The 22,467-nt window shown below is 71.6% G+C and carries 13 protein-coding genes and 1 pseudogene; 10 read left to right on the top strand and 4 right to left on the bottom strand.

The features are described 5' to 3' along the window. Positions 1–58: 58 nt before the first annotated feature. The gene (locus tag TR46_RS19615) at positions 59–718 is read right to left on the bottom strand and encodes a GntR family transcriptional regulator (protein WP_042402908.1); all 660 of its coding nucleotides are present in this window, start codon (positions 716–718) and stop codon (positions 59–61) included. A gap of 134 nt (positions 719–852) precedes the next feature. Between TR46_RS19615 and TR46_RS19610 the strand changes: the two genes are divergently transcribed. From TR46_RS19610 to TR46_RS19595, 3 genes and pseudogenes are all read left to right on the top strand, one after another. Continuing rightward, positions 853–2,070 (top strand): sarcosine oxidase subunit beta family protein, encoded by a 1,218-nt coding sequence (locus tag TR46_RS19610; RefSeq protein ID WP_042402906.1) that lies wholly within the window; start codon positions 853–855, stop codon positions 2,068–2,070. Positions 2,071–2,155: 85 nt separating this feature from the next. Then, a pseudogene (locus tag TR46_RS19600) lies at positions 2,156–5,307 on the top strand (sarcosine oxidase subunit delta family protein). Continuing rightward, positions 5,297–5,830: a sarcosine oxidase subunit gamma gene (locus tag TR46_RS19595; protein ID WP_042402901.1), complete on the top strand. Its 534-nt coding sequence runs from the start codon at positions 5,297–5,299 to the stop codon at positions 5,828–5,830. The pseudogene TR46_RS19600 and the gene TR46_RS19595 overlap by 11 nt, the downstream one beginning before the upstream one ends. A gap of 111 nt (positions 5,831–5,941) precedes the next feature. Here TR46_RS19595 and TR46_RS19590 read toward each other — a convergent pair whose 3' ends face one another. Then, positions 5,942–7,924, bottom strand: coding sequence for an ABC transporter ATP-binding protein (locus tag TR46_RS19590; RefSeq protein ID WP_042402898.1), 1,983 nt, complete (start codon positions 7,922–7,924; stop codon positions 5,942–5,944). Continuing rightward, positions 7,921–9,654 carry an ABC transporter ATP-binding protein gene (locus TR46_RS19585; protein WP_042402895.1) on the bottom strand — a complete coding sequence of 578 codons (1,734 nt, stop codon included), beginning with the start codon at positions 9,652–9,654 and terminating at the stop codon, positions 7,921–7,923. Before TR46_RS19585 ends, TR46_RS19590 begins: the two co-directional genes overlap by 4 nt. 431 nt (positions 9,655–10,085) lie before the next feature. Between TR46_RS19585 and TR46_RS19580 the strand changes: the two genes are divergently transcribed. After that, positions 10,086–11,996 carry an AMP-dependent synthetase/ligase gene (locus TR46_RS19580; protein WP_042403045.1) on the top strand — a complete coding sequence of 637 codons (1,911 nt, stop codon included), beginning with the start codon at positions 10,086–10,088 and terminating at the stop codon, positions 11,994–11,996. A 47-nt stretch (positions 11,997–12,043) separates the two neighbouring features. Here TR46_RS19580 and lepB read toward each other — a convergent pair whose 3' ends face one another. Continuing rightward, positions 12,044–12,913 carry a signal peptidase I gene (gene lepB / locus TR46_RS19575; RefSeq protein WP_236655396.1) on the bottom strand — a complete coding sequence of 290 codons (870 nt, stop codon included), beginning with the start codon at positions 12,911–12,913 and terminating at the stop codon, positions 12,044–12,046. 154 nt (positions 12,914–13,067) lie between these two features. Here lepB and hemW point away from each other — a divergent pair, with 154 nt between their 5' ends. The 6 genes from hemW to TR46_RS43680 all read left to right on the top strand — a co-directional run bounded on the left by hemW (position 13,068) and on the right by TR46_RS43680 (position 22,367). Continuing rightward, on the top strand, positions 13,068–14,297 hold the full coding sequence (hemW, locus tag TR46_RS19570) for a radical SAM family heme chaperone HemW (RefSeq protein ID WP_042402892.1): 1,230 nt from the start codon (positions 13,068–13,070) through the stop codon (positions 14,295–14,297). A 129-nt stretch (positions 14,298–14,426) separates the two neighbouring features. Next, the gene (locus tag TR46_RS19565; protein ID WP_042402888.1) at positions 14,427–14,987 is read left to right on the top strand and encodes a SigE family RNA polymerase sigma factor; all 561 of its coding nucleotides are present in this window, start codon (positions 14,427–14,429) and stop codon (positions 14,985–14,987) included. Next, a complete protein-coding gene (locus TR46_RS19560) occupies positions 14,987–15,811 on the top strand; it encodes a hypothetical protein (protein ID WP_042402885.1) in 825 nt (274 codons plus the stop codon). Before TR46_RS19565 ends, TR46_RS19560 begins: the two co-directional genes overlap by 1 nt. A gap of 206 nt (positions 15,812–16,017) precedes the next feature. Continuing rightward, positions 16,018–17,880: an ABC transporter ATP-binding protein gene (locus TR46_RS19555; protein ID WP_201776424.1), complete on the top strand. Its 1,863-nt coding sequence runs from the start codon at positions 16,018–16,020 to the stop codon at positions 17,878–17,880. After that, on the top strand, positions 17,880–19,682 hold the full coding sequence (locus tag TR46_RS19550) for an ABC transporter ATP-binding protein (protein ID WP_042402883.1): 1,803 nt from the start codon (positions 17,880–17,882) through the stop codon (positions 19,680–19,682). Before TR46_RS19555 ends, TR46_RS19550 begins: the two co-directional genes overlap by 1 nt. A 126-nt stretch (positions 19,683–19,808) precedes the next feature. Beyond that, positions 19,809–22,367 (top strand): pectinesterase family protein, encoded by a 2,559-nt coding sequence (locus tag TR46_RS43680; protein WP_201776423.1) that lies wholly within the window; start codon positions 19,809–19,811, stop codon positions 22,365–22,367. Positions 22,368–22,467 lie beyond the last annotated feature (100 nt).

Below are 22,467 nucleotides of genomic sequence, written 5' to 3'. Positions count from 1 at the left end.
GCTTTGCGCAGAAGGTTTTCGCGCAGGAAACAGGTGCGGAACAGCTCCGGACCGCCCGTCAGAGGACGGCGCGGATCGCTGCCTCGAAACCGGTCACATGGTCCGTCGCACAAGCAGCGGCCCGCTCCGCGTCGCCGTCGATCACCGCACGCAGCAGGGCGCTGTGCTCGCCGACATGCCCGGCCAGCCCGGGGAGCCGGTCCAGGAACAGGCACCAGATCCGGGTGGCCAGATTGTCGTAGCTGATCAGCGTGGACTCCAGGAACGGATTGCCGGTCGCGGCATAGACGGCGCGGTGCAGCCGCAGGTCAAGCCGCATCAACTCGACCGGCTCGACCGCCGGCCGGCTGCTCTGCTCGGCGGCCGACTCGGCCAGCCCGGCCAGCAGTTCGCGGTCCCCGGCGGATGCCCTGCGGGCCGCCGCCGCAGCCGCCAGCGGCTCCAACTGCCGCCGCACCTCCGAGACATGGCCGAGGTCGGTGAGGTGTACCTCGGTGGCGAAGGTGCCGCGCCGGGGATAGGCCACGACCAGGCGGTCCGCCTCCAGCCGCTTCAGCGCCTCCCGGACGGGGGTCCGGCCGACGCCCAGCTGCCGCGCCAACTGCTCGTCGTTGAGCGGCGATCCGGGCCGGATCTGCAGCGTCACCAACTGGTCGGTGAGGGTCCGGTACGCATGCTCGGCCAGCGAGGGTGAGGCGGTACCGCTGCTGACGGTCATGGTTCGGTGTCCCTCCTCCGGCTCTCGCGGCCCGCTCGACCCGCTCGACTCCTTGACGCCGTTCCGGCGGCGGACCTACCGTAACGCAGCAACTGGTATATCAGTCGTCGCATGCTGGGATTCCAAGGAGCCGCATGACGCTGGCCGACGTTGAGCACCCGGACTTCCTCTGGCGCAACCCCGACCCCGCGTCCGGCTACGACGTGGTGGTGGTCGGCGGCGGTGGACACGGCCTGGCGACCGCCTACTACCTGGCCCGCAACCACGGCATCCGCCGGGTCGCGGTGCTGGAGAAGGGCTGGCTGGCCGGCGGGAACATGGCCCGCAACACCACCATCATCCGCTCCAACTACCTCTGGGACGAGAGCGCCGCGATCTACGAGCACGCGCTCAAGCTCTGGGAGGGACTGGAGCAGGACCTCGGCTACCCGCTGCTGTTCAGCCAGCGCGGAGTGCTCAACCTGGCGCACACCCTGCAGGACGTCCGCGAGAGCCGACGGCGGGTGTACGCCAACCGGCTCAACGGGGTGGACGCCGAATGGCTGGAGCCCGAGCAGGTCGCCGAGGTCTGCCCGATCGTCGACATCTCGCCGGACGTGCGCCATCCGGTGCTCGGCGCGACCTACCAGCCCCGCGCCGGGATCGCCAAGCACGACTACGTGGCCTGGGGCTTCGCCCGTCGGGCCGACGAGTACGGGATCGACCTGATCCAGGACTGCGAGGTGACCGGACTGGACATCCGCGCGGGACGGGTGGTCGGCGTGAACACCACCCGGGGCCGGATCGCCGCCGGAAAGGTCGCGTTGGCGGCGGCCGGACACACCTCGGTCCTGGCCGCGATGGCCGGGCTGCGGCTGCCGTTGCAGAGCCATCCGCTCCAGGCCCTGGTCTCCGACCTGCTGGAACCCGTGCACCCCACCGTGGTGATGTCCAACGCGGTGCACGTCTACGTCTCCCAGGCGCACAAGGGCGAACTGGTCATGGGCGCCGGCATCGACAGCCAGAACGGCTACGGCCAGCGCGGCTCCTTCCACATCATCGAGCGGCAGATGGCGGCGGCCCTGGAACTCTTCCCGGTCTTCGCACGGGCCCATCTGCTGCGGAGCTGGGCCGGAATCGTGGACACCACTCCGGACGCCTCACCCATCGTCGGCCTCACCCCGGTCGCCGGCCTCTACCTCAACTGCGGCTGGGGAACCGGCGGTTTCAAGGCGACACCGGGCGTCGGCTGGTGCTTCGCCCACACCGTCGCCAACGACGAACCGCACCCCTACAACGCCCCGTTCACCCTGGACCGCTTCACCACCGGCGCGCTGGTCGACGAACACGGCGCCGCAGCCGTCGCCCACTGACCCCGGTCGCCGTCCCGGCAACGCCTCGCCACTGGCCCGCCGCTGCCCCCGCCACACACCATCCCCCGTCGACAGGAGGAACCGCATGCAGCTCATCCCCTGCCCCTGGTGCGGACCGCGCGAGGAGGCCGAGTACCACTACGGCGGCCAGGCCCATATCGCCTACCCCGACGACCCGCAGGGCCTGACCGACCAGGAGTGGGCCCAGTACGTCTTCTTCCGCGACAACCCCAAGGGCCCCTTCGCGGAGCGCTGGATGCACAGCGCCGGCTGCCGCCGCTGGTTCAACGCCGTCCGCGACACCGCCACCCACCGACTGCTTACCGTCTACCGGTCCGGCGAGCCCCGCCCGGAGGTTCCCACCCCATGACCGCACCCTTCCGCCTGCCCGGCCGCGGCCTGGTCGACCAGGGCACCGACCTGGAGTTCAGCTTCGACGGCCGGAGGTACACCGGCCACCCCGGCGACACCCTGGCCTCCGCGCTGCTGGCCAACGGCGTGCACCGGGTGGCGACCGGCATCGCCTACCGGCGTCCGCGCGGCATCATGTCGGCCGGCGTCGAGGAGCCCTCCGCCCTGGTGCAGATCGAGGAACCCTTCCCCGAACCGATGCTGCAGGCCACCACGGTGGAGCTGTACGCCGGACTGGTGGCGCGGGGCCCGGCCGGACGCGGCCGGCTCGCCACCGCCGCCGACCCGGCGCGCTACGACGCCGTGCACGCCCACTGCGACCTGCTGGTGGTCGGCGCCGGCCCGGCCGGGCTGCTGGCGGCGCTGGCCGGCGCGCGCGACGGACAGCGGGTGGTCCTGGTCGACGACCAGCCGCGGCCCGGCGGATCGCTGCTCGGCACGGCGGAGCGAGTGGACGGCCTGCCGGGCCCGGAGTGGGCCGCAGGTGTCGTCGCCGAACTGGCCGCCCTCCCCGATGTCCGCGTGCTAAGCCGGACGACGGCCTTCGGCCACTACGACGACGACTTCGTCCTGGCCCTGGAACGGCGCACCGACCACCTGGGTTTCGACGCCCCCGCCGGGACGTCCCGGCAACGGGTCTGGCGACTGCGCGCCCGCCGTACCGTCGTCGCCACCGGCGCCCACGAGCGCCCTCTGGTCTTCCCCGACAACGACCGCCCCGGCATCATGCTGGCCGGCGCGGCCCGCACCTATCTGCACCGCTACGGCGTCCTGACCGGCCGTCAGGCCGTCGTGTTCACCACCGACGACAGCGCCTACGCCGCCGCGACCGACCTCGTCGACGCCGGTGTCACCGTCGCGGCGGTGGTCGACGCCCGCACGACGGTGCCCGAGGCGTGGGCGGAACAGTGCGCCCGGCGCGGCATCGAAATCCGCGCGGGGGAGGTGGTGACCGGGACCAGCGGATCGGAGCGGATCACCCGCGCCCACACCGCACCGTACGCGGGCGGACGCCTGCACGGTCCGCGCCGTGGCGTGGACTGCGACCTGCTGCTGGTCTCCGGCGGCTGGAACCCGGTGGCGCACCTCTACAGCCACGCGCGGGGCGCCCTGCACTACGACCCCGCGCGCGGCGCCTTCCTCCCCACCGGCGACCTGCCGAACCTACGCGTCGCCGGAGCCGCCAACGGCCGTGCCACACTGGCCGACTGCCTGGCCGACGGAGCACAGGCGGCCGACGCCCCGGCATCGACCCGGGCATCGATCCCGGTGTCGGCCCCGGTTCCCGCCACCGAGCCGGTCCCGGATCAAACCCCCGGCCTGGTCCTCTGGTCGGTCCCCGACCCCGCCGAGACGGACGGCGGCGAGCCCCGCCCCCGCTTCGTCGACCTCCAGCGCGACGCCACCGTCGCCGACGTGCTCCGGGCCACCGGGGCCGGGCTGCGCTCGGTGGAGCACGTCAAGCGCTACACCACCATCGGCACCGCCCACGACCAGGGCCGCACCTCCGGCGTGATCGCCTCCGGCATCGTCGCCGATGCGCTCGGCGCGGACATCGCCACCCTCGGCACCACCACCTTCCGCCCCCCGTACACACCCGTCGCCTTCGCCGCGCTGGCCGGACGCGACCGGGGCGCGCTCTTCGACCCGGTGCGGGTCACCCCGCTCCACGCCTGGCACACGGCCCACGGCGCCGAGTTCGAGAACGTCGGCCAGTGGAAGCGCCCCCGCTGCTACCCGCGCCCGGGCGAGTCCATGGACCGGGCCGTGCTGCGCGAGTGCCGGGCGGCCCGGGAGGGCGTGGCCCTGATGGACGGCTCCACCCTGGGCAAGGTCTCCGTCCAGGGCCCGGACGCGGGGGAACTGCTGGACCGCCTCTACACCAACCTGATCAGCACGCTGAAACCCGGCGCGGCCCGCTACGGCGTGATGTGCGGCGTCGACGGCATGGTGCTGGACGACGGCACCGTCATCCGGGTGGCCGAGGAGGAGTTCCTGCTCACCACGACCACCGGCAACGCCGCCAAGATCCTGGACTGGATGGAGGAATGGCTGCAGACCGAGTGGCCGCACCTCCGGGTGACGCTCACCTCGGTGACCGACCACTGGGTGACCGTCCCGCTGGTCGGCCCGGACTCCCGCGCGGTGCTCGCCGCCGTCGCCCCCGACCTGGATGTCGCCAACGCCGCCTTCCCCTTCATGACCTGGCGCGACGCCACCGTCGCCGGCATCCCGGCCCGGATCTGCCGGATCAGCTTCTCCGGCGAGCTGGCCTACGAGGTCAACGTCCGCGGCTGGGAGGGACCGCGGCTCTGGGAGGCGCTGATCGCAGCGGGGGAGCCGTACGGCATCACCCCTTACGGCACCGAGACCATGCACGTCCTGCGCGCCGAGAAGGGGTATCCCATCATCGGCCAGGACACCGACGGCACGGTCACCCCGCAGGACCTCGGCCTGGGCTGGGCGGTCTCCAGGAAGAAGCCCGACTTCATCGGCAAGCGCTCCTTCACCCGGGCCGAGAACCTGCGCCCCGACCGCAAACAACTGGTCGGCCTACTGCCGGAGGACCCTTCCCTGCGCCTCCCCGAGGGCGCCCAACTCATCGCCACCGCAGCGGTCCCGGCCCCACCCGTCCCCATGCTGGGCCATGTCACCTCCAGCTACCGCAGCGCCGCCCTCGGCCGGACCTTCGCCCTGGCCCTGGTCAAAGCCGGCCGCGAGCGCATCGGCGATACCCTCTACGCCCCTCTGGAGGAAGGCGTGCACCCAGTCCGGATCACCGACCCGGTGCTCTACGACAAGGAGGGAACCCGCCGTGACGGCTGATCAGTTGGCCCGCGTCGCGATTACCGAGACCCCCCGCCTCACCCAGCTCTCCCTCCGCCTGGACCCGGCCGGCTCCTCCTCAGCCCCAGTGGCCGCCGTCCTCGGCGCGCGACTGCCGACCGCGCCATGTACATGGGCTGCCGCCCCCGAGGCCGACCTGCTCTGGCTGGGCCCCGACGAGTGGCTGCTGCTCGCCCCGCCCGACACCGCCGACCTGGCACCGTCCCTGCGCCACGCCATCGCCCCCCACTTCGGCACGGTCACCGACGTCTCCTCCCAACGCACCGCCTTCGACCTCACCGGCCCCGGCGCACCCGACCTCCTCGCCCACGGCTGCGCCATCGACCTGCACCCCAGAAGCAGCCCCACCGGCACCTGCGTCCAGACCCTGCTGGCGCAGACCGGCGTCACCCTGCTGGTCCTCGACGACGCGCCGCAGGCCCCGACACTCCGCCTGCTGGTGCGCACATCGTTCGCTCCGTACCTGCGCTCCTGGCTCGGTGACGTGGCGTCAGGCACGTAGGCCGGGGGCGCCGGGCCCGGCGGGGTCGGCCTTCGCCGTTGCGCGATCTGACTGCCCGTCTCGCGGCTCCGCCGCAGAGCAGCAACAAGCGGGGAGCCGCGCCCCGCCCCCTCAGTCCACCTCCGCCACCGCCTGCGAGAACTGCGCCGCGTACAGCCGCGCGTACGCGCCCTCCGCCGCCAGCAGCTCGCTGTGGCTGCCCTGTTCGACGATCGCGCCGTTCTCCATCACCAGGATGGTGTCCGCGTCGCGGATGGTGGAGAGCCGGTGCGCGATGACGAAGGCCGTGCGGCCGCTCCGCAGGGTGGCCATGGCACGCTGGATCAGCACCTCGGTACGGGTGTCGACCGAGCTGGTGGCCTCGTCCAGGACCAGGATGGACGGCTCCGCCAGGAACGCCCGGGCGATGGTGATCAGCTGCTTCTCGCCCGCGCTGACGCCGGTCCCCTCGTCGTCGATGACGGTGTCGTAACCCTCGGGCAGGGTGCGGACGAAGCGGTCGACGTGGGCCGCCTTCGCCGCCCGGACGACCTCCTCCCGGCTGGTGCCCTCACGGCCGTAGGCGATGTTCTCGGCGATGGTCCCGCCGAACAGCCAGGTGTCCTGGAGCACCATGCCGATGTTGCCGCGCAGCTCCTCGCGGGACATCCGGGCCACGTCCACCCCGTCCAGGGTGATCCGGCCGTCGGTCACCTCGTAGAACCGCATCAGCAGGTTCACCAGGGTGGTCTTGCCGGCGCCGGTGGGGCCGACGATGGCGACCGTGTGGCCGGGCTCGGCGGTCAGCGACAGGTCCTCGATGAGCGGCTTGTCCGCCTGGTAGCGGAAGGCCACGTTCTCGAAGGCGACCCGGCCGCGGAGCTCGGTCGGGCGCAGCGGCTCGATCGGGTCCGGGTCCTGCTCCTTGGCGTCCAGCAGCTCGAACACCCGCTCGGCGGACGCGACACCCGACTGCAGCAGGTTGGACATGCTCGCCACCTGCGTCAGCGGCTGGCTGAACTGCCGCGAGTACTGGATGAAGGCCTGCACGTCGCCGATGGACAGGGCGCCGGAGGCGACCCGCAGCCCGCCGACCACCGCGACCAGCACGTAGTTGATGTTGCCGATGAACATCATGCAGGGCTGGATCAGACCGGAGATGAACTGCGCCTTGAAGCTGGAGGCGTAGAGCTTCTCGTTCTGCTCCTTGAAGATCTCCGCGGACTCCTCCTGCCGGCCGAAGACCTTGACCAGCGCGTGCCCGCTGTACATCTCCTCGATGTGGGCGTTGAGCTTGCCGGTGGTCTTCCACTGGGCCACGAACTGCGGCTGGGCCCGCTTGCCGACCTTGGCGGCGACCACGACCGAGGCCGGCACGCTGATCAGGGCGATCAGGGCGAGCAGCCAGGAGATGTAGAACATCATGGTCAGCACGCCGATGATGGTCAGCAGTGAGGTGACGATCTGACTGAGCGTCTGCTGCAGGGTCTGGCCGATGTTGTCGATGTCGTTGGTGACCCGGCTCAGCACCTCGCCGCGCGGCTGCTGGTCGAAGTAGCTGAGCGGCAGTCGGCCGATCTTCTCCTCGACGTCGGTGCGCAGCCGCTTCACCGCGCGCTGCAGGGCGCGGTTGGCCAGCCGGGCCTGGATGATGCCGCAGATGCCGGCCACCACGTAGATGGCGAGCACCCACAGCAGCACCGTGCCGACGTTGCCGAAGTCGATGCCGTGGCCGGGGTGGATGTTCATCGAGGCGAGCAGGTCGGCCTGCTTGGTCTCGCCCTTGGCCCGCAGCCCGGCGACGACCTGGGCCTGGGTGGTGGTGGCGGGGATCTGCCGGCCGAAGACCCCGGCCAGGATCAGGTCGGTGGCATGGCCGAGGATCTTGGGCCCGATCACCGACAGGGTGACGCTGACCGCCGCCAGGGCCAGCACCATGGCGATCAGATGGCGCTCGGGGCGCAGCAGCGCGAGCACCCGCTTGCCCGAGGCCTTGAAGTGCATGGACTTCTCCACGGGCGCGCCGCCCATGAAGCGTCCGGGGCCGGGCATGGCCGCGGGGCCGCGGCGCTTGGCCGCTGCCGCCTGCTCGCTAGCCTGTTCGGAGTCGCTCATGCCGCCTCCTCCTCGGTGAGCTGGGAGAGGACGATCTCGCGGTAGGTCTCGTTGCTGTCCATCAACTCGTGGTGGGTGCCGGTGCCGACGACCTGGCCCTCGTCGAGGACGATGATGCGGTCGGCGTCGCGGATGGTGGAGACGCGCTGGGCGACGATGACGACGGTGGCGTCGGCGGTCTCGTGGGCGAGAGCGGCGCGCAGCCTGGCGTCGGTGGCGTAGTCCAGGGCGGAGAAGGAGTCGTCGAAGAGGTAGATCTCCGGACGGCGGACCAGCACCCGGGCGATGGCCAGGCGCTGCCGCTGGCCGCCGGAGACATTGGTGCCGCCCTGCGCGATCGGCGCGTCGAGGCCCTCGGCGAGCGCCTCGACGAAGTCCTTGGCCTGCGCGGTCTCCAGCGCGGCCCAGAGCTCCTCGTCGGTGGCGTCCGGGTTGCCGTAGCGGAGGTTGGTGGCGACGGTGCCGGTGAACAGGTACGGCTTCTGCGGGACCAGGCCGACGGTCTTCGCCAGCAGCGCCGGGTCCAGGTCGCGTACGTCCACGCCGTCCACGAGCACGGTGCCGTCGGTGACGTCGGAGAGCCGGGGGATCAGGGTGAGCAGGGTGGTCTTGCCGCTGCCGGTGCTGCCGATGATCGCGGTGGTCTCGCCGGGCCTGGCGCTCAGGCTGATGTTGCGCAGCACGGCCGACTCGGCGCCGGGGTAGCGGAACTCGGCGTCGCGCAGCTCCAGGTAGCCGGCCCGGCGCAGTTCGCGGACGGGGGCCAGCGGGGGCACCACGGTGGTCTCGGTGTCCAGCACCTCCTCGATGCGCTCGGCGCAGACCTCGGCGCGCGGCACCATCATGAACATGAAGGTGGCCATCATCACCGACATCAGGATCTGCATGAGATAGCTGAGGAAGGCGGTCAGCGCGCCGATCTGCATGCCGCCGCTGTCGATCCGGTGCGCGCCGAACCACATCACCGCGACGCTGGAGATGTTGACCACCATCATCACCATCGGGAACATCAGCGCCAGCAGCTTGCCGACCTGGACCGCGGTGTCGGTGAGGTCGGCGTTGGCCTTGTCGAACCGCTGCCGCTCGTGGGTGTCCTTGACGAAGGCGCGGATCACCCGGAGGCCGGTGATCTGCTCGCGCAGGATCCGGTTCACCGAGTCGATCTTGACCTGCATGGCCCGGAACAGCGGGCGCAGCCGCTTGACGATCAGCGCGATGATCACCCCGAGGATCGGGACGATGGCGACCAGCAGCGAGGACAGCGGGACGTCCTGGTTCAGCGCCAGGATGATGCCGCCGATGCACATGATCGGCGCGGAGACCATCAGCGTGAAGGTCATCAGCACCAGCATCTGCACCTGCTGCACGTCGTTGGTGCTGCGGGTGATCAGCGAGGGGGCGCCGAAGTGGCCGACCTCGCGGGCGGAGAAGGACTGCACCCGGTCGAAGATCGAGGCACGGATGTCGCGGCCCAGGGCCATGGCGGTGCGGGCGCCGAAGTACACCGCGCCGATGGCGCAGACGACCTGGGCCACCGTCACCGCCAGCATGATCCCGCCGGTCTGCAGGATGTAGGTGGTGTCGCCCTTGATCACGCCTTTGTCGATGATGTCGGCGTTGAGGGTCGGCAGGTACAGGGTGGCGATGGTCTGGATCAGCTGCAGCAGCACCAGGACGCCGATGGGCCTGGTGTAGGGGCCCAGATGGGCCCGCAGGAGTCGGATCAGCACGCGAGTCTCTCAGGACGAGGGCGGGTGTGGGTGGGGGCGTCGGTGTGGGGTGGCGGTGGGCCATCGCCCGCAGGGGTGACGGCGTTACAGGGACAGGCACCGGGCTTCGGGGGTCGGAGCCCGGCGTCGGGTGCAGCATAGTCACATTCTGCGTACGCCGTACCCGGTTTTATGCCGCCGGTAGGGCATCGCTCCAGGGATGACATCCTAGGTTCCTTACTTGCCGACCGGCAAGCAAGATTGCCCCCGGTCGGGCCGCCGCCCGACGGTCTCCTCCGTATCGCCCCGTTTCCCCCTTACGCACAGGTCCCGAACGTCCTAGTCTGATCGTGCCCGCTAGTTACTCGTGAGTTAACAACCGCATTGGCCCCGCCGCTGGGCCCCCGGAGGTAGCCGTGAGCCCCACCCCCACCGCAGCAGTGACCACCGCAGTGTCCGCGGCGGCGAAGTCGCTGATCGACAACCGCCCCGACTCGGTGGCCCAGCTGTTCCTGTCCCGGGTGGCGGAGACCCCCGACCGGGTCGCCTACCGCTACCCCGTGCCGGTGGACGAGCACGCCGCGGACGGTGCGCCGGGCGCGGAGCAGTGGCGGACTATGACCTGGGCCCAGGCCGCGGAGCAGGTCACCACCATCGCGGGCGGGCTGATGGCGCTGGGGATCCGTCCCGAGGAGCGGGTCGCGATCTCCTGTTCGACCAGGATCGAGTGGATCCTGGCCGACCTGGGCGTCATGTGCGCCGGCGCCGCCGTCACCGCTGTCTACCCCAGCACCAACGCGGACGAGACCGCCTACATCCTGGCGGACTCCGGGAGCCGGGCCGTGATCGCCGAGGACGCCGGCCAGCTCGACAAGATCCTCGGGGTGAGCTCGCAGCTGCCCGAGCTCAAGCACATCGTCGTCATCGACGGCGGCGGGGCCGTCGAGTCGCAGCCGGCGCCCGAGGGCGTCGAGGTGCTGACCCTGGCCGAGCTGGAGGCCCGCGGCGCCGCCCACCTCAAGGAGCACCCGGACGCGGTCTCCTCCGCCGTCGCTGCCATCGAGCGCGAGCAGTTGGCCACCCTGATCTACACCTCGGGCACCACCGGCCGCCCCAAGGGCGTGCGGCTGGTCCACGACTGCTGGTCGTACCAGGCGGCGGCCCAGTCCTGCACCGGGCTGCTGACCGCCGACGACGTCCAGTACCTGTGGCTGCCGCTGTCGCACGTCTTCGGCAAGACGCTGACCTCCGGCCAGATCCAGCTGGGCTCGGTCACCGCGGTCGACGGCCGGGTGGACCGGATCATCCACAACCTTCCGGTGGTCAAGCCGACCTACATGGCCTCGGCGCCGCGGGTGTTCGAGAAGGTCTACAACGGCATCGCCGGACGGGCCCGGGCCGAGGGCGGCGCCAAGTACAAGATCTTCCTGTGGGCCGCCAAGGTCGCCCGCGACTACGCCCGCACCGGCCAGGAGAGCCTGATGGCCACCGGGACCCGCTCGGTCCCGTTCGGGCTCAAGGTCCAGCACGCCGTCGCCGACAAGCTGGTCTACGCCAAGATCCGCGACGCCTTCGGCGGCCGGATGCGGGCCTGCGTCTCCGGCAGCGCCGCGCTGGCCCCAGAGATCGGCTACTTCTTCTCCGGCGCGGGCGTGCACATCCTGGAGGGCTACGGCCTGACCGAGTCCAGCGCCGGATCGACGGTCAACCCCGGCGAGGACTACCGGATCGGTACCGTCGGCACGCCGCTGCCCGGCACCGAGGTGCGGATCGCCGAGGACGGCGAGGTGCTGCTGCGCGGTCCCGGCGTGATGCGCGGCTACCACAACCAGCCGGAGAAGACCGCCGAGGTGCTGGAGAGCGACGGCTGGTTCCACACCGGCGACATCGGTGAGGTCGACAAGGACGGCTTCGTCAAGATCACCGACCGCAAGAAGGACATGTTCAAGACCTCCGGCGGCAAGTACGTCGCCCCCAGCGAGGTCGAGGGCAAGTTCAAGGCGGTCTGCCCGTTCGTCAGCAACATCCTGGTCATCGGCAACGGCCGCAACTACTGCACCGCGCTGATCACCCTGGACGAGCCGGTGATCATGCAATGGGCCGAGGCCCACGGCATGGCCGGCCGCTCCTACGCCGAGGTCTGCTCCTCGCCGCAGGTGCACGAGCTGATCGGCGGCTTCGTCCAGCGGCTCAACGGCGACCTGCAGCGCTGGCAGACGGTCAAGAAGTTCACCGTGCTGCCGCGGGATCTGGACATCGAGCACGGCGAGCTCACCCCCAGCCTCAAGGTCAAGCGCCCGGTGGTGGAGCGGGAGAACGCCGACGCCATCGCCAGGATGTACGAGGGCGCCAACGAGGCCTGACGGCCGCGGAGGGCGGTGCGGCACCAGCCCCGTCGGCCGGTCGTCGGCTACTCGTCCGCCGCGTCGGCCGCCGGGGCGGAGCCGCCCCGGCGGCGGCGCAGCCACAGCACCACCGGCACCGCGCCGACCAGCGCCACCAGCCCGGCCAGGGCGTAGGGGGCGGCGCTGCCGTGCTCGGACGGCAGCGCCGCCTGGTCGAAGGTGGAGGGCACGGAGAGGGTGGCCCAGTGGCTGACCGGCCAGGCCACCACCATGGCCCGCCCCACCACGTCCTTCAGCGGCACCAGGCCGCGGTCGGTGTTGTGCAGCCGCTGGTAGCGGGAGTCCTCGGAGTCGTTGCGGTGGTCGCCCATCACCCACAGGTAGCCGCTGGGGATCTTCACCGTGCCGACCGGGTCGTCGTCGCAGGGTGTCGCGCCCGGATAGATGTAGGGCTCGTTGAGGGCCACCCCGTCGACCGAGACCGGCGCGCCCGCGTTGCACTGCACGGTGTCACCGCCGACCGCGATCACCCGCTTGATCAGGTCCGCCTCGTTCGCCGAGGGCATCAGCCCGATCCAGCTCAGCGCCGACTGCAGGTCCCGCACGGTCGCGCTGCTGCTCGGTTTCGGCAGCTCGGACGGGTTCAGCCAGTTGCCGGGGTCGTGGAAGACGATCACCTGGCCGCGCTGCGGGGTCACCCCGAACCACGGGCTGAACTTGTCCACCAGCACCCGGTCGTGCTGGACCAGAGCGTTGTTCATCGAGTCGGAGGGGATGGAGAAGGCCTGCGCGAAGAAGGTCTTGATCAACACTGACAGCACCAGCGCGACCACGATGAGCAGCGGCAGCTCCTTCCAGAGCGGTCTGCGCGGCCTCCCCGCCGGCTCGGCCGCGTCCTGCTCCGCCGACAGCCCGCCCGCAACCTGCTGGTCCACCGAGACTCCCCCTCCGACACCGACCACACCCATCACCCCAACGATCGGGAGTTCCCGACTGCGGGTGAGCCCGGTCGCGGTGCAGCCGGGGTGGGCGGCGAGGGTGATCGCCGCAGCGAACCGTGCCGGTCCCGCGATAACGGACAATGGGCCCATGCCCTCCGCACTTCCCGCCGGCGAAGCCGTCCCCGCCGACGGGGCCCTGCCCGAGCACGCGCTGAGCGAGCTCGGACGGCGGCCCTTCGGCTTCTACGTCCACGTCCCGTACTGCGCCACCCGCTGCGGGTACTGCGACTTCAACACCTACACGGCCACCGAGCTGCGCTCCTCCGGCACGGTGGCCTCGCAGGACACCTACGCGGACAACCTGGTCGCCGAGATCCGGCACGCCCGCCGGGTCCTGGGCGACGCGGAGCTGCCGGTCGAGACGGTGTTCCTGGGCGGCGGGACGCCCACCCTGCTGCCGGCCGCCGACCTGGTCCGGATGCTGGCCGCGATCCGGGACGAGTTCGGGCTCGCCGACGGGGCCGAGGTCACCACGGAGGCCAACCCGGAGTCGGTCGACCCGGCGTACCTGGCGCAGTTGCGCGAGGGCGGCTTCAACCGGCTGAGCTTCGGCATGCAGAGCGCCCGCCCGCACGTCCTGGAGCTGCTGGACCGCCGGCACACGCCGGGCCGCCCCGAGGCCTGCGTGGCCGAGGCCCGCGCGGCCGGCTTCGAGCACGTCAACCTGGACCTGATCTACGGCACCCCGGGGGAGAGCGACGACGACTGGCGCGCCTCGCTGGAGGCGGCGCTGGGCGCGGAGCCGGACCATGTCTCGGCGTATGCGCTGATCGTCGAGGAGGGCACGAAACTTTCAGCGCGGATCCGCCGCGGCGAGATCCCGATGACCGACGACGACGTGCACGCCGACCGCTACCTCGTCGCCGAGGAACTGCTCGGCGCGGCCGGACTGAACTGGTACGAGGTCTCCAACTGGGCCACCGCCCCCGAGGCCCGCTGCCGCCACAACGAGCTCTACTGGACCGGCGCCGACTGGTGGGGCGCGGGCCCCGGCGCGCACAGCCATGTCGGCGGCGTCCGGTGGTGGAACGTCAAACACCCTGCGGCGTACGCGCAGGCGCTCGCCGAGTCGCGCACCCCCGCGCAGGGGCGTGAGCGCCTCGCGGACGAGGACCGCCGGGTTGAGCGGATCCTGCTGGAGCTGCGGCTCTCCGAGGGCTGCCCGCTCGATCTGCTGCACGAGGCAGGCCGGAAGTCCGCCGACCGCGCCCTCGCCGACGGGCTGCTCGCGGCGGAGCCCTATGCGGCCGGCCGGGCAGTGCTGACGCTGCGCGGGCGGCTGCTGGCCGACGCGGTGGTGCGGGACCTCGTCGACTGATGCGTGGTTCGAAGCGTCGGCTGATGGTCATCTGATGGTCCGGGACCTGACGGTCCACGACCACAGCCGGATCCGCTACTGTTTCCTACTTCTTGTCCTACGGTGCGACAAGAGGCGGGAGGGGCAGGGGTGGCATTCGGCACGACGACACCGCGCAATGCCACCGCCGAAGCCGCGTTCCACGCCTTCTTCGAGCAGCGCCACCGCGAGCTGTCCCGCCTCGCCTACCTGCTCACCGGTGAGGCCGACGCCGCCGACGACCTGGCCGCGGACGCGCTGCTGGAGGTCTGGAAGCACTGGGAGCGGGTCAGCACAGCGGACAGCCCGGCGGCCTACGCCCGCGGGGTGGTCGCCAACCTGTGCCGCAACCGGATCCGCAGGCTCACCCGCGAACGGGCCGGGCTGCGCGGCTGGGGCGCGCTCTGGCGGGACCGGGAGTCGGTCGAGGGCGCGGACGTCCCCGCCGTCGTCGACGTCCGCGGCGCGCTGCGCCGGCTGCCGCACCGGCGGCGGGCCTGCGTGGTGCTCCGCTACGCCTTCGACCTGTCCGAACGGGAGACCGCGCAGGCGCTGGGGATATCGGTGGGCACGGTGAAGAGCCAGACCTCCCGGGGAGCCGCGCAGCTCGCCGAGCTGCTGGCCGGGTGGCCTGAGGCACAATGGCTGGTCGCGGCAGGGGAGGAGGGCTGATGTCCCAGCAGAGGTCCCGGCAGGACCACGACCAGGACCAGGTGCTCGTCGGCGCTGCGCTGCGGGCCGAGGCCGAGCAGTACCAGCCCGACCGTGCGGCGATACTGGCCAGGATCGAACGCGGGCAGTTCAGCGGGGCTCCGGTGCGGGGGCGGCGGCGCCGGAGCAGCCGGTCCGGGCTGCGGCTGGCCGGCATCGTGATGGCCAGCGCGGTCGGCTTCGGTCTGAGCGTCGCCGGGACCTGGGCCGCGGTGGGGGAGTTCAGCGGGCCCAAGCCGAGCGAGCCGGTGGTCGCGGTGACCACCCCCAGCGCTGTGGGCACGGCGGAGGCGACGCCGTCGCCGTCGACTCCTCCCTCGCCCACGACCCCGGCCGGTTCCTCGTCGGCGGGCAGCTCCTCGCCGTCCGCGGCCGCCGGCGCCACCCGGGCACAGCAGGGCTTCCTCTGGTCGGACGGCTCCATCGACCCGCACAGCACCAGTAGTTGGTCGCAGAGCGACATCACCCTGAAGAACCACTACACCGTCACCGCGCTGGACGTGACGGTCACCCTGGCGGACACCCCCGGCCTCAGCAGCACCGGGGTCTGGTCCTCCGTCCCGGCCGCCGACCTGGACATGACGGTCACCCACCGGGACGGCACCCTGGTCTACGAGTTCCGGCTCAAGCCGGGGGCGACGCTGGCGCCGGGGACCTATGTCTTCGCCGGCCAGTACAACCACGCCGCGGGGGGCCGGGACGCCGGCCAGGACACCTATCGGGCGACGGCCACCGGGCACGGGTCTCCGGTCGAGGTGTACGGGAACTTCGCCGCCACCCATTAGCTCCCGGGCGTCCGTCTGTTCGCGGGTGCGGACCGTAGCCGGCCGGGGCGCAGTTCCCCGCGCCCCTATGGGGTCGCAACGCAGCCGAAGATCCGTCAGCGCTCGCTAATTCCCTTGCGGCGCAACACGTTCGATACAAGGCTCAGGTCCCCGGGGCGTGTTGAAGCGCTTCGACGTTCGGAGACCGCGAGCCCGGGGAGAACTGCGTGCTGTTGACCAACGAGGACCGCAGGCTGCTGCTGCGGCCGTTGCGCACTGCCGGGTGGCCCCTGATCGCCGGAATGCTGGGGCTGCAGTTGGCGAGCACCCTGGTCCCGGCCGGAACCGCGGTCACCGTGGCCGCGCTGGTGGCGGACCTCGGCTCCAGCAGCCGGGCCGACCTGTTCCGGGCGGCCCTCCTGCCGCTGTGCCTGTTCGGCGTGGTGCTGGGGGTCGGCCATCTGCTGGAGGCCCTCAGCGATCCGCTGCAGTTCGCCGTCAAGGCCAGGATCGACGGCCGGCACCGCGCCGCCGTCGCCGAACTCGCCGCCACCAGTCCCACCATCGGAACCCTGGAGCAGCCCGAGGTGCAGGAACTGGTCCGGCTGGCCCAGGCCTACCCGGACAACTGGACCGAGCGCACCCCCGGCGACGGTGCGATCACCCAACTGACCGTGCTGGTCGGCTCGATCGGGGTGCTCGCCTCCTGCGCCGTGCTGGCCCGCTACGCCTGGTGGCCGGTCCCGCTGGTGCTGGCCGCGGCCGCGCTCGCCCGGGCGGTCGGGATCCGCCAGGGCCTGGCCTTCTTCCGGGTCTGGCGCAGCGGCATCAAGGAGGGGCAGAAGGCCAGAGTCTGGGCTGACCTGCTCACCGATCCCGCCGAGGGCAAGGAGGTGCGGGTGTTCGGCCTGGCCGACTGGGCGGTGCTGCGGATGCGCGGCCACATCCTGGCCATGTTCGAGCCCGCCTGGGCGGTCAGCACCAAGGACCTGCGGCGGCAGTGGCCCATGGTCTGCCTGGTGGTCGGCAGCCTGGGCACCACCTACGCGGCGGTCGCGCTGTCCGCCGTGCACGGACACACCACCGTCGCTGTGGAGACGGCGGTGTTCGCCGCCGCCTGGTCGGTGCAGCAGGGCTTCTTCGGCTTCGACCCGCGCAACCAGATCGGCGCGCTGCCGGGGCTGCGGGCGTACGAGGAGCTGAAGCAGAAGCTGGCGCCGCGGACCACCGTGCGAGCCGACGTGCCACCCGTACCCGTGCCGCGGACCCCACCGGATCCGGCGGTCCCACCCCTGGTGCGCTTCGAGAAGGTCGGCTTCACCTACCCCGGCACCGAGCGCACCGTCCTGGACGGCCTGGACCTGGAGATCCGCCCCGGCGAACTGCTGGCCCTGGTCGGCCTCAACGGTGCCGGCAAGTCCACCCTGATCAAGCTGCTCGCCTCGCTCTACGAGCCCACCAGCGGTCGGATCACCGCCGACGGCCACGACACCGCCGACCTCGGCCCGGACCTGTGGCGGCGTCAGGTCTCGGTGGTGTTCCAGGACTTCGTCCGCTATCAGCTCCCGCTCGCGGACAACATCACGCTGGGCCAGGACACCGGCGCTGCCCCGGACCGGGCCGTGATCGAGGCCGCCTCGCGGGACGCCGGGCTGGAGGAGGTGCTGGCCCGGATGCCCGACGGCTGGGGCACCCCGCTGGCCCGCTCCCGCACCGGCGGGGTGGACCTCTCCGGCGGCCAGTGGCAGCAGGTGGTGCTGGCCAGGGCGCTGTACGCGGTCCGCAGCGGGGCGCGGCTGCTGGTGCTGGACGAGCCGACCGCGCATCTGGACGTGCGCACCGAGTTCGAGGTGTTCCAGCGGCTGGCCGAGCACCGCGGCGGCAGCAGCGTGGTGCTGATCTCGCACCGGTTGTCGACGGTGCGTCAGGCGGACCGGATCGCGGTGCTGGACGGCGGCCGGATCAGCGAGTCCGGCACCCATGAGGAACTGATCGCCCGCGGCGGCTCCTACGCGGAGATGTTCGCGATCCAGGCCGAGCGCTTCGCCTCCGGCTACCAGGACCACATCGAGGAAGGAGAACTGCTGTGATGCGTGTGCTGCGCTACCCCGCACTCTGGTGGGAGCTGCTGCGGCTCTGCCGGCGACGCGTCCCGGGCCTGGTCGCGGGCATGTTCGCGGCCCATCTGCTGACCATCGCCGCACTGGTCGGCAGCGCGCTGTCGCTGCGCACCGCCGTGAACGCCACCCTTCAGCACCACACCGCCCTGGCGGTCTCCGGCGCGCTGGGCGCGGCCGCCGCCTACGGCATCAGCGCCGGGCTGACCGGCTGCCGCGGCATCTTCCGGGTGCTGCTGGTGGAGAAGGTCGGGCTGACCGACCTGCACGAGCAGATCCACCGCGACATCGCCGCGGTCGAGGGTCTGGACCATCTGGAGCGCACCGACTTCCTGGACCGGGTCACCGTGGTCAAGCACTCGGCCTGGGCCATCATGGACGGGCTGTGGGCCGCGGTCGAGTCGGTGTTCAACACCGGGCAGGTGGTGGCCTCGCTGCTGCTGCTGGGCACGCTCAGCCCCTGGCTGCTGTCGCTGCTGGTGTTCGCCGCGGTGCCGCTCTGGTTCGACCAGCGCGGGCAGAGCGCGGTCAAGCGCGCCGAGACCGACACCGCCGAGGCCTTCCGGCTGCAGCAGCACCTGTTCGAGCTGGCCACCTCGGCGGCGGCCGGCAAGGAGATCCGGGTGGCCGGCACCGGCGCCGAGCTGTCTCGCCGTCAGACCGCCGCCTGGGAGGCCGCGATGCGCGGCCGGGGCCGGGCCAGGATGGTCGCCGCGGCCTGGAAGTGCGGCGGCTGGAGCGTGTTCACCGTCGGCTTCGTCGCCGGGCTCGGACTGATCGCCTACCGGGCGGCGCACGGCAGCGGCACCGTCGGCGACATCGTGCTGACCGTCACCGTGGCCAACAGTCTGCGCGAGTCGGTCCACGCGGCGGTGTCCCGGGCCACCGTGGTGGCCGGCTCCGGGCGGGTGATCGAGCCGTACCTGTGGCTGCGCGAGCAGGTGGCCCAGGACCGGGCCAGGACCCGGGGCAGCCTGGCCGCACCCGAGGTGCTCCGCGACGGCATCGAGTTCCGGGACGTCTGCTACGCCTACCCGGGCACCGACCGGATGGCGCTGGACGGGGTGACCGTACGGATCCCGGCCGGCTCCGTGGTGGCGATCGTGGGCGAGTACGGCTCCGGCAAGACCACCCTGGTCAAGCTGCTGGGCAAGTTCTACCGCCCGGACTCGGGAGCCGTCCTGGTGGACGGGACGGACCTGGCCGAGCTGGAGACCGAGGGATGGCGGGCCCGTTCCAGCGCGGCCTTCCAGGACTTCGCCCGGCCCAGGACCGGCTTCGCCGAGGCGGTCGGTCTCGGCGACCTGCCGCATCTGGAGGACCGCGAGCGGATCGCGGAGGCCGTCCGCGCCGCCGACGCCGAGTCGCTGGTGGCCCGGCTGCCGCAAGGCCTGGACACCCAGCTGGGACGGAAGTTCGGCGGGGTCGACCTGTCCGAGGGCCAGTGGCAGAAGACCGCGCTGGCCCGGGCCTCGATGCGGCAGGACCCGCTGCTCTTCGTCCTGGACGAGCCCACCGCCTCGCTGGACGCCCCCAGCGAGGACGCCATCTTCACCCGCTACATGCAGCGGGCCCGCGAGCTGGCGCGGCGGACCGGCGCGGTCACGGTGATCGTCTCGCACCGCTTCTCCACCGTGACCGGCGCCGATCTGATCCTGGTGCTGGACCGGGGCAGGCTGGTGGAGTCGGGACGGCACGAGGAGCTGATGGAGCTGGGCGGCCGCTACGCGGACCTGTACTCGATCCAGGCCACGGCGTACGCGCCGATCGGCTGAACGGGGCCGAAGGAAAACCTGGAAGCGCGGCAACCTTTTTCGGGTCCCGGACCACTGGAGGACAGGGCAGCACCGGGACGCCGGTGCTGCCGCCTCCCCCAGACCTCCGTACGAAGGGCCGCTCCGGTGCCATCCCCCAGCCGAACTCCCCAGCAGCAGCACCGCCGTTCCCGTGCCACCCGGCGCCGGCTGATCGCCGCCGGCAGCGTGTTGGTCGCGATCGGCGGCGCGGCGGCCGTGCCGCTGTTCGCCGACGCGGCGAGCACCACCGCCCCCACCGCGGCCACCCTCACCGTGGCCGAGGACGGCAGCGCGAAGTACACCACCGTCCAGGCGGCGGTGAACGCGGCAAAGGCCGGCGACACCATCAGCATCGCCAAGGGCACCTACCACGAGACGGTGAACGTCCCCAGCAGCAAGACCGGGCTGAGCATCGTCGGTGCCACCGGCAACCCCGAGGACGTCGTGATCACCTACGGCAACGCCTCCGGCACCACGAAGCCCGACGGCACCACGTACGGCACCCTCGGCAGCGCCACCGCGACCTTCGCCGCCGCCGGGATGACGGTGAAGAACGTCACCGTCACCAACTCCTTCTCCAAGGCCGCCAACCCGAAGGTCACCAACGGCCAGGCCGTTGCGCTGGCGGCCGAGGGCGACCGGCAGGTCTACCGGAACGACCGGTTCATCGGCCACCAGGACACCCTGCTGGCCTGGTCGCCGACGGCCACCGCGCAGACCCGGCAGTACTTCGGCTCGGTCTTCATCAAGGGCGACACCGACTTCATCTTCGGCAACGCCACCGCCGTCTTCGACCACGCCAACATCCAGCTCATCGACAACGGCGCCAAGGCCGGCGGCCTCAACGGCTTCATCACGGCGGCCAACACCGAGAAGTCCAAGCCCTACGGCTTCCTCATCAGCAACTCCACTGTCACCAGCAGCGCCAGGGCCAACACCTACTACCTGGGCCGCCCCTGGCACCCGACCGGCACGGCGGTGGCGCAGGTGGTCTTCCGCAACACGGTGCTGCCCGCCGCGGTCAAGTCGGCCACGCCCTGGACCGACATGAGCGGCTTCGCCTGGACCTCGGCGCGCTTCAAGTCCTATCTGAACACCGGTGCGGGCGCGGCCGTCAACTCCAACGCGCCGCAGCTGACGGCCGCCACGGCCGCCGACTACACCGCGCAGAAGTACCTGGCCGGCACCGACGGCTGGAACCCCACCACGAGCTCCGGCAGCGGCCCCACGGCCGGCTCCACGACAGCCGCCGCGGCCACCACCGCGGCGGCGGCGTCGACCGGGACGACCGCCTCGGCCGTCTCGGTCGGCGCCACCGGCGACACCCGTACGGTCACCCAGCCGTCCGTGCCCACGACCGTCTGCAGGACCGTCAGCTCCACCCTGGCCATGAGCAGCCGGGTCTCCAGCACCGCCAACGAGACCACCCCGCCGGACACCGCGCGGATCCAGGCGGCCCTGGACGCCTGCACCCAGAGCGGCTCGGCCACCGTCGCCGTCAGGCTCACCGCCGCCGACAGCACCCGCAACGCCTTCCTCAGCGGTCCGCTGACCGTGCACAAGGGGGAGGTGCTGCTGCTGGACGGCGGGGTCACCCTCTACGGCTCGCGCAACCCCAAGAGCTACCAGGTCAGCGGCAAGTCCACCTGCGGCACCCTGTCCAGCTCCAACAACGGCTGCAACCCGCTGATCACCGTCTCCGGCGCCAATGCCGGCGTCGAGGCGGTCCGTTCGAGCAGCGGCAGCCAGGGCCGGATCGACGGCCGCGGCGACCTCACCATGCTGGGCAGCAGCACCACGTGGTGGGGCCTGGCCACGGCGGCGCAGTCGGCGGGCAAGAGCCAGAACAACCCCCGGCTGATCCAGGCCAACAGCTCCGACAACTTCACCCTCTACGACATCGACCTGCTGAACTCCACCAACTTCCACGTGGTCTACAACGGCGGCAACGGCTTCACCGCCTGGGGCGTCAGGATCAAGACCCCGGCCGGCGCCCGCAACACCGACGGGATCGACCCGGCCGGCGCCACCAACGTCACCATCGCCGACTCCTACATCCAGGACGGCGACGACGGCGTGGCCATCAAGGGCGGCTCCAAGGCCAGCAGCAACATCACCGTCAGGGACAGCCACTTCTACGGCACCCACGGCATCTCCATCGGCTCGGAGACCTACAGCGGTGTCACCAACGTCCTGGTCGAGAACAACACCGTGACCGGGACCGACAGTTCGGGCACCGCCAGCGGCAGCAGCACCGGCCTGCGGATCAAGTCCTCGGCCGCCAGCGGCGGCAAGGTCTCCAAGGTCGGCTACCTGAACAACTGCCTGACCGCGGTCAAGGCCCCGCTGGTCTTCGACACCCACTACTCCTCGGGCACCGGCTCCTACACCCCGTACTTCACCGGGATCGTGATCAACGGCCTGAGGTCCACCAGCTCGGTGAGCAAGGCCAAGTCCACCCTGGTCGGCCTGAACGCCACCTACCCGCTCGGCCTGACACTGGCCAACGTCAGCCTGGACACCACCTCGGCGACCTCGTCCTACGCCGACGTCGGCCTCTACAACAGCAACCTCAAGCCGACCGGGACCGGCGTCTCCACCAGCACCGTCAGCGCCGCAGGCTCCGTCCCCAGCTGCAGCTTCCCCGCCTTCCCGACCCTGTGACGTGAGGACCAGGCCATGAGCAACCCCAAGCACCGGCTCGACCGGCGGCAGTTCCTGGTCCGCGCGGGCGGGGCGGGACTGGCCGTCGGCGCGGCGGGGG

This window comes from Streptacidiphilus carbonis, assembly GCF_000787775.1.
In the GTDB taxonomy this organism is placed as follows: Bacteria; Actinomycetota; Actinomycetes; order Streptomycetales; family Streptomycetaceae; genus Streptacidiphilus; species Streptacidiphilus carbonis.
Note: the sequence above shows the minus strand (reverse complement) of the source record. Positions and strands in the feature narration are given on the sequence as shown.

What these genes read in the sequence shown, in the direction of transcription:
- TR46_RS19615 (WP_042402908.1), bottom strand. Translation starts at nt 718, where the DNA reads ATGACCGTCAGCAGCGGTACCGCCTCACCCTCGCTGGCCGAGCATGCG.
- TR46_RS19610 (WP_042402906.1), top strand. Translation starts at nt 853, where the DNA reads ATGACGCTGGCCGACGTTGAGCACCCGGACTTCCTCTGGCGCAACCCC.
- TR46_RS19590 (WP_042402898.1), bottom strand. Translation starts at nt 7,924, where the DNA reads ATGAGCGACTCCGAACAGGCTAGCGAGCAGGCGGCAGCGGCCAAGCGC.
- hemW (WP_042402892.1), top strand. Translation starts at nt 13,068, where the DNA reads ATGCCCTCCGCACTTCCCGCCGGCGAAGCCGTCCCCGCCGACGGGGCC.
- TR46_RS19560 (WP_042402885.1), top strand. Translation starts at nt 14,987, where the DNA reads ATGTCCCAGCAGAGGTCCCGGCAGGACCACGACCAGGACCAGGTGCTC.
- TR46_RS19550 (WP_042402883.1), top strand. Translation starts at nt 17,880, where the DNA reads ATGCGTGTGCTGCGCTACCCCGCACTCTGGTGGGAGCTGCTGCGGCTC.